Below are 13,377 nucleotides of genomic sequence, written 5' to 3'. Positions count from 1 at the left end.
GCAAGCGATCGGGTCGGCCCGGACGGCGCTCACTGTGTGCCCCAGCCGTCCGGGCCGGCCGCCCCTCAGAAGGGACCCCAGAGCTCTCATGAGCAAGTACGCCATCGTTGGCCTCTCCTGCCTGTTTCCAGGAGCGGAGACACCTGCCGAGTTCTGGCAGAACCTCCGTACCGGGGCGGACAGCCGCAAGGAAGGGGGCGAAGAGGTCTTCGGCCCCGCCCTCGACGCCCGGGACACCGACCCCCAGCACGGCATCTACTGCAGCCGGGGCGGCTTCATCACCGACTTCGACTTCGACCCGTCCGGCTATCTCCTGGACCCCGGACATCTCGCGGGGCTCGACCGGATCTTCCACTGGTCCCTGCATGTCGCCAGGGAGGCGCTGCGCGACAGCGGACACGCGGAACGCCCCGAGGTCCTCGCCCGCACCGGCCTGATCCTGGGCAACTACTCCTTTCCCACGCCCACTTCCGCCGAGGTCAGCGTGCCGCTGGTCCAGGAGGCGGTGCTGGAGGGGCTGCGCCGGGCCGGACACCCGGCGCTCGGCGCGCTCGCCGGGCAGGACCGCCGTATCGACCGCGACGCCCTGAAGCCGGAGGACCTGCGGGTCAGCGGCTCCCCGTCGTCGGTCGCCGCCACCGCGCTGGGCCTCGGCGGCCCCCGCTACGCGCTCGACGCCGCCTGCTCGTCCGCCCTCTACGCGCTCAAGCTGGCCTGCGACCACCTCGCCGCGGGCCAGGCCGACCTGGTGCTGGCCGGCGGCGTCTGCGCACCGGACCCGACGCTGATCCACCTCTCCTTCTCGGACCTTCAGGCCTACCCCCGCGACGGTTTCAGCCAACCCTTCGACGACAGGTCCGGCGGCATCCTCACCGGCCAGGGCGCCGGCATGGTCGCCGTCAAGCGGCTGGCCGACGCGGTGCGCGACGGCGACCGGATCCACGCGGTCGTCGACGGCATCGGCCTGACGAACGACGGCAGCGGACGCCATCTGCTGGTCCCGCAGGGCGGCGGCCAACTCCAGTCGTACGAGCTGGCGTACCAGCAGGCCGGCATCGACCCGACTGCCATCGACTACCTCGAGTGCCACGCCACCGGCACCCCCATCGGCGACTCGACCGAGGCCGACTCCGTCGCCACGTTCTTCGGTGACGCGGGCAAGGTCCCGCTGATCGGCTCGGTCAAGGGCAACATCGGCCACCTCCTCACCGTGGCCGGGCTCAGCAGCATGCTCAAGGTCATCCTGGCCATGGGCAACGGCCACATCCCGCCGACCATCGGCGTCTCGAAGCCGGTCGCCTCCAAGGACGGACGTGTCGGCGAGGACACGCTGGTCCGCACGGGCCGGGAGTGGCCGCGCGGGGACGACCCGCGCCGCGGAGCGGTCTCCGCCTTCGGCTTCGGCGGCACCAACGCGCATGTGGTGCTCTCCGAGCCGGTCGCCGAGGCCGTCACCGAGGCGGCCGCAGCCACCGTGCCCGCCCTCGATGTGGTGGGCCTGGGCGCGCACTTCGGCTCCTTCGACTCCCTCGAAGCCTTCGAACGTGCCGTCCACGAGGGCAGCGACGCACTGGGCCCGCTGCCCGAACGCCGCTGGCGCGGCCTCGACCAGACCCGCGGCGGCTCCCTGGAGCACGGCACCGGCGTCTCGCCCGACGCGCTCCCGCACGGCGCCTTCGTGGACGGGCTCGGCATCGACCCCGTGGACCTCAAGATCCCGCCGTCGGACCTGCGGACGTACAACCTCCAGCACGCGCTCGCCAGCAAGGTGGCCGACGAGGCCCTGCACGACGCCGGCTTCAGCCGCGCCGTCGCCCAGGGCCGGACGGCTCCCGAACCGCGCCGGGTCGCGGTGGTGGTGGCCATGGAGATCGAGCCCATGACGCATCTGCGGCTGACCCGCCGCACGCTCGGGGCCTTCGTACGTGAGGAGTTCGAGCGGGCCGGAGTCGCGATCGACGAGGAGCAGCTGGCCGCCGTGACGGCGGTCGGCCGCGACGCGGTGGTCGACCCGATCGTCGCCAACGAGGTCCTCAGCTTCATCGGCAACGTGATGGCGAGCCGTATCTCCTCGCTGTGGAACCTGACCGGACCGTCCTTCACCGTCTCGTCCGACGGTTCGGGCACCGCCGAGGCCCTGGAGGTCGCACGGCTGCTGCTGCTCGACCGCAGCATCGAGGCGGTCCTGGTCGGAGCGGTCGACCTGGCGGGCTCGGCGGAGAACCTGCTGCTGCGGCCCGATGTGGTCGCGGAGGCGGGGCTGACCTTCGGCGAGGGCAGCCGCGGCCGCCGTATCGGCGAGGGCGCGGGCGCCGTCGTCGTCACCCGGCCCGGCGAGTGGGAGTCGACGGTGTACGCGCGCCTGGACTCGGTCGCCATCCGGCATGCCGCACCGGTGGACGGCGCGGTGCCCGAGGCCGACGCGGCGACCCTGGCCTCCGCGGCCGAAGAAGCACTGACCGCCGCGGGCGTCACCGCCGCGGACATCGGCTATCTGGAGGCCCACGCCGGCGGCACCGACATCCAGGACCGGGCCGAGATCGCCGGACTGGCCCGGGTCTACCCGGCGGACGGCGGCAGTGTTGCCCTCGGCAGCGCCAAGGCGCAGATCGGCGACGCGGGCTGTGCGGCGACCATGGCCGGACTCATCCGGTCCGTGCTCTGTCTGCACCACGGCTATCTCCCCGGCACCAGCGGCTGGAGCCGCCCCGCCGGTGAGCTGGCCGACGACTTCGCCGCCTCCTCGCTGTACGTCCCGGACGCGTCACGCCCGTGGCTTCGCGAGACCAAGGACGCTCGGCGGTACGCGGCGCTCAGCTTCATCGGGGCCTCCGGAGCCCACGGCCACCTCGTGCTCTCCGCCGACGCCACCCGCGGCACGGTCGCGCCGAGCGACTGGCAGCGCGCGGGCGGCCCCGTCGTACTGCCCCTCGCCGCCGACTCCTTCGACGCCCTGCACGCCTCGATCGAGCAGCATCTGGAACTGCTGGAAGTCGCCGACCCGTACGCGCTGGCCCGCGAAGCGGCCAAGGAGCTCGTCGGCAGGAAGCTGCGCGCGGTCTTCGTGGGCCGCGACCGCGGCGAGCTGCGGGCCCAACTGGAGCTCGCCGCAAGGGATCTGCCCGGCGTGAACGCCGAGGGCGCCGAGTGGGCCACTCCGGCCGGCAGCTTCTTCACCGCCCGGCCCATCGGACCCGACGGCAAGGTCGCCCTGGTCTACCCGGGCGCGTTCAACTCCTACCCGGGGCTGGGCCGGGACTTCTTCCGTGCCTTCCCGGGGCTGCTCGACCGGTTCGAGAGCCAGGCCGACGAGCCTGCACTGCACCTTCGTTCCCGCGCTCTCTACCCGCGCACCCAGGTCACTCCCGGGCGGCGCGAACTGATGGGCCTGGAGGCCGAACTGGGCGAGGACATCCCGTTCATGCTCGCCACCGGCACCAGCTTCGCGATCCTCTACACCGACCTGGTCCGGGATGTGCTCGGCGTCCGGGCACACGGCGGATTCGGCTACAGCCTGGGTGAGTCGAGCATGCTCTTCGCCACCCGGGGCTGGCTGCCCGAGAGCCGCCGCGACGAGGTGATCAGCGATACGCCTGTCTTCAAGGACCGGCTGTGCGGGGCGAAGCGGACGGTGCGCGCGTACTGGGACCTGCCCGGGTCCGTCCCCGACGGGGAGGTGTGGGCCAGCCATGTGCTGCTGACCGACGCGGACACCGTGCGGGACGCGCTGACGCGCTACGACCGGGTCCACCTCACGCACATCAACACCCCCAACGAGCTCGTGATCGCCGGAGACCCGGCCCAGTGCAAGGCACTGGTCAAGGAACTGGGCTGCCCCGCGGCGCGCTCTCCCGTCAACGCGGTCATGCACTGCCCGGTCGTCGACGCCGAAGTCGGCGGCCTGGCCGGTCTGAACGACTACCCCACCGGCTCGTTCGGCGATCTGGAGCTGTTCAGCGCCTACGACTACGAGGCGCTGCCCGTCCTGGACCGCAAGGAGATCGCCCGGCGCATCGCCCACACTCTGCGCTCCCCGATCGACTTCCCGCGCCTCATCCAGGGCGCGCACGACCGCGGATTCCGTTACTTCCTGGAGGTCGGCCCCAGCGCGACCTGCTCGCGCTGGATCCACGACACGCTCGGCGACGCGGCCCATGTCGCGCTGCCGGTCGACCGGCGCGGGGCGCCGGCCACGAAGTCCGTCGCCCAGCTCGTGGCCCGTCTGGTCAGCCACGGTGTTCAGCTGGACCTGACGCCGCTGCTGGGTACCGACGCGGACCGGGCCCCGGCCAGGTCCGCCCGGGCCTCCCGGTTCCGGGTGGGCGGCGGTGACCCCGTACCGGCGCGCGTCGCCCGGGGGATCGCCGCAACTCCTCCCGCGGCCGGCCCGGTTCAAGCACCCCGGCCCGTGGCCGCCGCGGCGGCACCCGCCGCGTCCGCCCCCGTCCCAGCCCCTGCTCCTGTTCCCGTATCGCCCGCGCCCGTCCCGTCCGTACCGCCGGAGGACTCCGTCATGCCTGCCGACCCGACTCTCGCTGACGCGGAGGTCATCGCCTTCGACGGCACCCCGATCTCCTTCCTGCCGTGGGCGCCGCCCGCGCCCGGGGCACCCGAGCCCGCTGCCGCAGGCCCGGTGCCCTCGGCGCCGGTCGCCCTGCCGGTCGCCGCACCGGCTGCCTCCACGCCGACACCGGCTGCCGCGACCGGGGCCGCCCCTGCCCCGGCCGCCGCCTCCGGGGACCCTGCCGCCGATCTGGTGCGCGAGATCCGCCGGCAGATGGTCGCCACCCACTCGGTGGTGATGGAGACCCAGCGCATCCTCCAGGGCGCCACGCTCAGCCGGATGGAGGCGCTCCTCGACCCGGCCACCGCCCCGGCACCCGCACCCGCCCCGCGTACCGCGGACCTCGCACAGCAGCCGGCTCTGACGGCGGCCGTGTCCGACCAGGCCGTACGCCCGGCCCTGCCCCCGGCCGCTCCCGCCCGCCCCGCGGAGCCCGTCGCGTCCGGTCCCGGCACGCCCGTGCCCCCGCCCGCCGCACCCGCGGACCGCGAGGTCAAGGAGGGTGTGATCTGGGACGAGGCGGATCTGCTGGAGTTCGCCGTCGGCTCCGTCGCCAAGGTCTTCGGCCCGGAGTTCGGCGTCATCGACGGATACGCCAAGCGCGTCCGGCTGCCCGCACCTCCCTACCACTTCGTCACCCGGGTCACCGAACTCAGCGGTACGACCGGCGAGTTCAAGCCCGCCACCATCACCACCGAGTACGACGTCCCCGAGGACGCCTGGTACGCCGTGGACGGCGGCGTGCCGCCGGCCGTGACCGTCGAGGCCGGGCAGTGCGACCTGCTGCTCGTCAGCTACCTCGGCATCGACTTCCGCAACAAGGGCGAGCGCGTCTACCGGCTGCTCGACAGCACGCTGATCTTCCGTGGCAACCTGCCGCAGGTCGGCCAGACCCTGCGCTACGACATCTCCATCGACCGTTTCGTCCACCAGGGCGACACCACGCTCTTCTTCTTCAGCTACAAGTGCTACGCCGACGGTGAGCTGATCCTCGAACTCCACGACGCCTGCGCCGGGTTCTTCAGCCAGGCGGAGCTCGACACCCCCCTCGGTGTCGTCATCACCGAGAAGGAGAAGGCCGAGCGGGCGAAGCTCACCAAGGGCTGGTTCAAACCGCTCGCGTACACCGAGAAGAACCATCTGACCTCCGGCGACCTGGAGCTGCTCGCCCAGGGCCGCATCGGTGAGGTCTTCGGCCCCGACCATGCCCAGGACCCGGGCATCAACCCGGCGATCCGGCTGCCCGACGCCAAGCTGCGGATGGTCGACGAGGTCACCATCGACCGCAAGGCCGGTCCGCGCGGGCTCGGCACACTCAGCGCGATCAAGAAGCTGACGCCCGACGCCTGGTACTTCACCTGCCACTTCCCGGACGACCACGTGCTGGCCGGCTCGCTGGTGGCCGAGGGCGCGGTGCAGCTGCTGCAGATCTACCTGATGCACCAGGGCATGCACCTGACGCTGCCGGACGCGCGCTTCCAGTGCGTGACCGACGTCCCGATCGAGGTCCAGGTCCGCGGCCAGATCACCCAGCAGCACGAGGAGATCCGCTACGAGGTCGAGGTCATGGAGCTCACGCTCCTGCCGCGCGCCACGGTGATCGCCGACGTGCTGATCTACCTGGGCGACAAGCCGGTCATCAAGATGAAGGGCCTCGGCCTCCAGGTCCGCGAGAAGGAGGGCTCGCCCTACCGTCCCGAGACCGGCGGTGTGCCGAAGTTCCTGGGCCGCCGCAACCGTGACGGCGAGGCGGCGATGATCAACGAGCTGCACCTGGCGCACGCCGCCAAGGGCCGGCTGGACATGGCGATGGGACCGGAGTTCGAGGTCTACCGCAACAGCCGCGCGCCGTACATCCCCAACGGGGCCTTCCAGTTCGTCGACCGCGTCATGTCCCTCAAGGGCACCCGCGGCGATCTGAGCCCCGGCTCGGAGATGGTCACGGAGTACGACTCCCCGGCCGACGCCTGGTACTACGAGCAGAACTCCCACCCGCACATGCCGAACGCGGTCTACATGGAGAGTTCGCTCCAGGCGGCGATCTTCCTCGGCTACTACCTCGGCGCCACCCTCACCCGGCCCGAGGAGCAGTACGCGATCCGCAACCTGGACGGCCGGGCGACCCTGGTCAAGGACATCGACCTGCGCGGCAAGACCATCCGCCACCACTCCAAGCTGCTGATGACCAGCGCCGTCTCCGGTGCGGTCCTGCAGAACTTCAGCTACGAACTCTCCGCCGACGGCGAGGTCTTCTACACCGGCGAGTCGCTGTTCGGCTACTTCAGCGACGCGGCCCTCGCCAACCAGGTGGGCCTGGACAACGGGAAGTACGTCGCCCCCTGGATCGAGACCGAGCAGATCCCCGCCGACCGGATCCGCCGGATCGAACTCCCCGAGGGCGCACCCGCCTTCACCGACCCGACGGGCGGCCATCTGCACCTTCCCGGCGGCCAGTTCGCGCTCGTGGACCGGGTCGATGTCGTCGACAAGGGCGGCCGGCACGGACACGGCTATCTGCACGGGTACCGCGAGATCCGCCCCGACGAGTGGTACTTCGACTGCCACTTCCACCGCGACCCGGTGATGCCCGGCTCGCTCGGCGTCGAGGCGATCCTCCAGGCCATGCGCCTCTTCGTGATCGACCAGAACCTCGCCGACGGGATGGAGCAGCCCCGGTTCGCGATGGCCACCGATGTGGAGATGGCCTGGAAGTACCGCGGCCAGATCCTGCGCCACGACCGTGAGCTGCAGTTCGACGTGCACATCAAGGAGGTCCGGCGCGAGGCGGACCGCCTGCTGATCATCGCCGACGCGGATCTGTCGAAGCCGGGCCTGCGCATCTACGAACTCACCGACGTGGCCATCGAGGTCCGTCCCGCCGGCGCCTGACGCTCAGCCCAAGGAGCTTCGTTTCCCCATGGATATTCGCGACACCCCTCTCCGGTGGACCGGAGAGCGGTACCCCAGCACCGACCCGGCCGGGATCTACAACGCGCTGGCAGACCTGGACCAGCCCTGTTTCATCGTCGTCACCCCGGACGGGATCGGTGCCGTCTCCGGCGGTTCGGTGACCGGCGGCAGCGCCTCCTCGACGGGGCTGCCGCTGCTCGCCGCCGCCCAGCCGCTGCCCCCGCAGCGGCTTGGTTCGGCCGCCTTCCTGGCCGCACACCGGGTGCGCCAGCCGTACATGGCGGGCGCCATGGCGGGCGGGATCGCCTCGGCCGACATGGTGATCGCCCTGGCCCGTGAGGGCTTCCTCGCCTCGTACGGCGCGGCCGGGCTGCTCCCCGAGACGATCGAGAAGGCGCTCGGCCGGTTCGCCGCCGAGATCCCGGGACTTCCGTACGCCGTCAATCTGATCCACAGCCCCAGCGAGGACCGGCTCGAGCGGGAGGCGGTGGAGCTGTTCCTGCGGCACGGTGTGCGGTGTGTGGAGGCGTCCGCCTTCATGGACCTCACCCCGCATGTCGTGCGCTACCGGCTGGCCGGACTGCGCACCGACCAGGACGGCCGGGTGGTCTCCGAGAACCGGCTGATCGCCAAGATCTCCCGGGCCGAGACGGCCGAGCGCTTCATGCGCCCGGCCCCGGCCACCCTGGTCAGCTCCCTGCTCGAGCTGGGCCTGATCACCCACGACCAGGCGGCACTTGCCCACCATGTGCCGCTGGCCGACGACATCACCGTCGAGGCGGACTCGGGCGGCCACACCGACCGGCGCCCGCTGCCCGCGCTGCTGCCGACGATCCTGCGGCTGCGTGACACCGTCCAGCGCGAGCACCGCTACGCCGTGCCGATCAGGGTCGGGGCCGGCGGCGGCCTCGGCACACCGGTCGCGGTGGCCGCGACCTTCGCGATGGGCGCCGCGTATGTCGTCACCGGCTCGGTCAACCAGTCCTGCCTGGAGTCCGGGGCGTCCACCGAGTCCAAGGCGATGCTCGCCGAGGCGGGCATCGCCGATGTCGACATGGCCCCGGCCGCCGACATGTTCGAGATGGGGGTGGACCTCCAGGTCCTGAAGAAGGGCACCCTCTTCCCGATGCGGGCCCGTCGGCTGTACCAGATCTACCAGGCCTACGACGGCATCGATGCGATCCCCGCGCCCGACCGGGCCAAGCTGGAGCAGCAGATCTTCCGGCGGCCGCTGGAGGACGTCTGGCAGGAGTGCGTCGGCTACTTCCAGCGCCGCGACCCGGAGCAGCTCACCCGCGCGGCAGGCAACCCCAAGCGCAAGATGGCGCTGATCTTCCGCTGGTATCTGGGCATGTCCTCGCGCTGGGCGGTCGTCGGCGACAAGGACCGCGCCATGGACTACCAGATCTGGTGCGGCCCGGCGATGGGCAGCTTCAACGACTGGGTGACCGGCAGCTATCTGAAGACCCCGGGCAACCGGCGGGTCGCCGACGTGGCCCACCACCTGATGCTCGGTGCCGCTTTCCACACCCGGCTCGCGCAACTGCGCAGCGCCGGTGTGCACATCCCCTCCACGGCGGGCGACTACCGTCCGGTGCCGCTGGAGACCCCGGCCCACGGTTCCCCGGCGGGTATGCGATGACCCTGCTCACGCCGGACGAGCTGGAGGCGCTGCTCGGCGACCCCGGCGACAACACCAATCCGTACGGCTTCGCCGCAGCCGTCGAGCGTGACGAGCGCGACGAGTTCCCCACCGCGCTCTGCGACGAGCTGCGCCGGGCCGGGTTCCACCTGAACTACCTGCCCAAGGAGTGGGGCGGTGAGCTGCAGTCCTTCGACCGCAGCCTGACCCTCGTACGGTCGGCGGCCCGCCGGGACGTCAACATCATGCCCGGCACGATGTTCAGCATCATCGCCGCGACCTGTCTGCAACTGCACGGCACACCGGAGCAGCAGAGCCGGGCCGCCGAGATCCTGACCCGCGGCGGGGCCGTGGCCTTCGCGCTCACCGAGGCGGAGCACGGCAGCGATCTGCTCACCAACGAGGTCCGGCTGAGCCCGGAAGGCGAACTGACCGGCGAGAAGTGGATGGTCGGCCTCGGTATGAGCTGCGAGGCGGTGTACGTGATCGCCCGCACCGGCGAGCGCGGCCCCGGCGCCTTCTCTGCGGTCCTCCTCGATCTTGCGGACGTCCCCGACGGGCAGCTGGAGCGCACTCCCGCGGTCCGAACCGGCGGTATGCGCGGCATCGACATGGCCTGCTTGCGTTTCAACGGCCTGACGGTGCCCGAGAAGGCACTGGTCGGCAAGGAGGGCGAGGGGCTGGAGGCGGCCGTCAAGGCCCAGCAGGCCGTCCGGCTGATGAGCATGGCGGGCAGCCTGGGCATCGCGGACACCGCGGTACGGCTCGCGCTGGACTTCGCCACGACCCGCAGGATCGGCCGTACCGTCCTCACCGAATCGCCGCACCCCCGGCGTGAACTGGCCGTCGCCGCCGCGGCGTTGCTGGCCGCCGACACGGTGGCGCTGACCGCGGCCCGCGGCGTCCATGTGGTGCCCGAGGCTTTCAGCGTCTGGGCGCTGGCCGCCAAACACGTAGTGGCGGAGGCTACCGACGAGCTCATCCGCCGCTGCGGCACAGTGCTCGCCACTCGCTCGGTCCTGCGTGAGGGCGAGCGGGGGGCGGGCCTGTTCCAGAAGCTTCAGCGGGACTCGGCGGTCGTCCGGGTCATCGACGCGAGCACCCTGGCCAACCTCCGTTCCTTCGCGGGCCAGTTGCCCACGCTGACGGAGGGCGCGGCGGAGCCGGACCCGGCGGCCGTGGCCGCCGTCTACGGCCTCGACGCCGATCTGCCCGCGTACGAACCCGCCAGGCTCGACATGTTCGCCCGGGGCGTCGACCCCGTGCTCGCCGGACTCCCGGACGTCGCCACCGACGTGGCCGACGCCCTGGGCGACGACGAGAGCGCGGCCCCCGTCGTCGAGCTGGTCGGGCAGCTTGCCCGGGCCGTGGCCGGGCTCGGCGATCTGACCCGGGCCGCACGTGAGCGCGGCGCCGACCCGAACGCGCTGGTCGACGCCGCCGAGCGGTATGCCTGGCTGCACGCCGCCGCGTCCTGCGTCCATCTGTGGTGGGCCAACCGGGACCGCTCGCTGTACGGCACGCAGCCCGGCTCCGCCGGCTGGCTGGGCGCGACGCTCGGCTATCTGCTCGCGCGGGCCGACGGCGTGGACCCCCGCCACCACGGGGCCGTACTGACGCCGGCGCTCGACGCCGTCGTGGCGCTGCGGGAGACCGGCCGGCTGTTCTCCGCCCTGCCCGTCCGACTGGCCACCACCCGATAGGAGTTCTTCATGTCCAAGGCCGACCTGACCGCGCTGGCCGCGCAGTTGGAGGAGCACCTCGGCGACCCGCACGATTCGGGCAGCCGGATTCCGTTCACCCGGGTGCTGGACCACGACGAGAACCAGGAGTACCCGCACGCCTTCGTCAACCAGCTCCGCCGCTGGGGCGTGCTCGACCACACCCTGCCCGCCGCACACGGCGCCCGGGCCGACGACATCGAGACCGGCTTCAACCTGATGCGGCTCGTCGCCCGTCGCGACGTGACGACCGCCACCGCCCTGGTCATCAACGTGCTCGGCTTCCTGCCCGCGTGGGTGGGGGGTACGGACGAGCAGAAGCGCTCCCTGATCGAGGAGATGCAGCGGGGCCGCGGACTGTCCTGGGGACTGACCGAGCGCGAGCACGGCAGCGATCTGCTCGCCAACGAGGTCGTCGCCGAGAAGGTCGACGGCGGCTATCGGCTGACCGGCGAGAAGTGGCTGATCGGCAACGCCACCGTGTGCGACAAGGTGGCCGTCCACGCCCGCACCGGCAAGCGCGGCGGCCCCGCGGCCCACTCCATCCTCATGGTGGACAAGTGGCTGCTCGACGCCGACACCGTCGAGGAGCTGCCGGTCGAGAAGCTGCACGGGCTGCGCGCACTCGACCTGAGCGGACTGCGCTTCAAGGGGGCGTTCGTCCCCGAGTCCGCGCGCATCGGAGCCGAGGGCCAGGGCCTGGAGCTCGCGCTCAAGTCCGGCCAGCTGGCGCGCGCCGTGATCAGCAGTTTCGCGATGTCGGCCGCCGACACGACGCTGCGGCTCGTACTGGACTTCACCGAGGTCCGGGTGCTGATGGGCGACACCGTCAGCGATGTCCCCTACAGCCGCCGCCAGTTGACCGAGTCCTTCGCCGACCTGATGCTGGCCGACGCAGTGAGCCTCGGCGCGGTCCGCGCGCTGCAGGCGGCGCCCGAGCAGATCAGCGTGTGGTCGTCGGTGGTCAAGTACCTGGTGCCGACGCTGCTCGAGAAGACCATGTCGCAGCTGAACGTGATCCTCGGAGCGCGCTTCTTCCTGCGGGACCACCCGCACTACGGCATGCACCAGAAGATGCTGCGGGACCTCATGGTCGCCAACTTCGCCGACGGCAACACCGTGGTGAACCTGCGCAACATCGGCCAGCAGCTGGGCGGTCTGCTGACCAGCGCGGGCGGCGCCGCCCCGGAGGTCCGTCAGGCATCGGCCGAACGTGCCGCCACCCTCTTCGGCATGGACAGCGAGCTGCCGCCGTACGAGCCGGTGAAGCAGGAGATGTTCAGCCGCGGGCTCGACGACGCGTTGCTTGCCGGACCCGACGCGGTACGCCGGCTGCGTGTCCTGGCCGAGGACGCCAAGGGCAACGAGCGCGACTGGCTGCTGAAGGCGGCCGACGTGGCCGACGAGCTGCTCGGCCGGGTCGCCTCGATGAGTGAGCGGTCGGTGGCGCTCAAAGCCGAACTGGGCCGCGAGTACGCGCAGTCGACGGAGCTCTTCGAGCTGTCCAAGGAGTACTGCCTGCTCCACGCCACCGCGGCCTGCGTGCTCACCTTCGTCCACTCGCACGACGTGCTGGAGGACCCGCTGCCCAGCGGCGCCCTGCTGCTGCTCCAGATGGAACGGCTGCGCAAGCACCTCTACCCGTACGAGTCCGTCACGGACCAGGTGGTCATCGACGAGGTGATGCGCGTACTGCGCCATCTGCACCGCGAGAACCTGCTGTTCTCGCACTGGCAGTTCCCGCTCGCCGAGCGCACCGTCGACGACGCCGCCACCCGGCGCTGACGGGCCGGGGACCGACGCCGATGCAATCCGACCCGACGTTCCTGTGGCTGCTGCCCGAGCATGCCGTGGACGGCTTCGCCACCGCGCTCGGCGGGACGCGGCTGCTCACGGCGCAGGAACGCGCCGGGATGGAACGGCGGCTCTCCGCGGGTGCGCGGCGCCGGTACCTCGGTGCGCGGCTGCTGTGCCGCTACGCGCTCAGCGCCCGCACCGGCCGGCCGCCGGACCGGTGGCGCTTTCGCACCGGCGACTTCGGGCGCCCCGAACCGGAACCCGACGAGGGGGGCGTGCGGTTCAACCTCTCCCACACCGAAGGCCTCATCGCCTGCGTCGTCACCCGGGGGCGCGGATGCGGCGTCGATGTGGGCCCCACACCCTCCACGGACCGGCTGACGACCCATCTCGCGCCCCGGCTCGCCCCCGCCGAACGCGCGGAGCTCGCCGCCGCCCCTCCCGGCGTCCGCGCCGCGCTGGTCAGCGAGTTCTGGGTGCTGAAGGAGGCGTATCTCAAGGCGCTGGGCACCGGTTTGTCCCGGGGCCTCGGCGGCTTCTCCTTCGCGCCGCGGACCGCGGACCGGATCGCGGTGCACGACCCGCAGCAGCCGGCGGGGACCGATGCCCGCTGGTGGTTCGACCTGCTCCACCCCGGCCCGGGGCACGTCCTGGCCGTCGCCACCGAGAACGGACGGCCAGGAGCCCTGCGCCGCACCGACCTCTCCGACCTCTCGCTCTCCGACCTCTCGTACGTATGAGAC

General features: G+C 71.8%; 5 protein-coding genes. All 5 read left to right on the top strand.

Annotated features, from left to right (window positions below):
* The first annotated feature begins 88 nt into the window (after positions 1-88).
* From FBY35_RS28500 to FBY35_RS28480, 5 genes are read left to right on the top strand one after another with little or no spacing between them, the layout of a single operon-like run.
* Positions 89-7,453 (top strand): beta-ketoacyl synthase N-terminal-like domain-containing protein, encoded by a 7,365-nt coding sequence (locus FBY35_RS28500; protein WP_142216830.1) that lies wholly within the window; start codon positions 89-91, stop codon positions 7,451-7,453.
* Positions 7,454-7,481: 28 nt separating this feature from the next.
* Positions 7,482-9,116 carry a PfaD family polyunsaturated fatty acid/polyketide biosynthesis protein gene (locus tag FBY35_RS28495; RefSeq protein ID WP_142216829.1) on the top strand — a complete coding sequence of 545 codons (1,635 nt, stop codon included), beginning with the start codon at positions 7,482-7,484 and terminating at the stop codon, positions 9,114-9,116.
* On the top strand, positions 9,113-10,819 hold the full coding sequence (locus FBY35_RS28490; RefSeq protein WP_142216828.1) for an acyl-CoA dehydrogenase family protein: 1,707 nt from the start codon (positions 9,113-9,115) through the stop codon (positions 10,817-10,819). Before FBY35_RS28495 ends, FBY35_RS28490 begins: the two co-directional genes overlap by 4 nt.
* Before the next feature lie 9 nt (positions 10,820-10,828).
* Entirely contained in the window at positions 10,829-12,622 is a 1,794-nt protein-coding gene (locus FBY35_RS28485; RefSeq protein WP_142216827.1) for an acyl-CoA dehydrogenase family protein, read from the top strand.
* 20 nt (positions 12,623-12,642) lie between these two features.
* Positions 12,643-13,374, top strand: coding sequence for a 4'-phosphopantetheinyl transferase superfamily protein (locus tag FBY35_RS28480; protein WP_142216826.1), 732 nt, complete (start codon positions 12,643-12,645; stop codon positions 13,372-13,374).
* Positions 13,375-13,377: the final 3 nt, after the last annotated feature.

It is taken from the genome of Streptomyces sp. SLBN-118 (genome assembly GCF_006715635.1).
GTDB lineage: Bacteria > Actinomycetota > Actinomycetes > Streptomycetales > Streptomycetaceae > Streptomyces.
The sequence above is the reverse complement of the archived record's forward strand: the minus strand, read 5'-3'. Positions and strand labels throughout refer to the sequence as shown.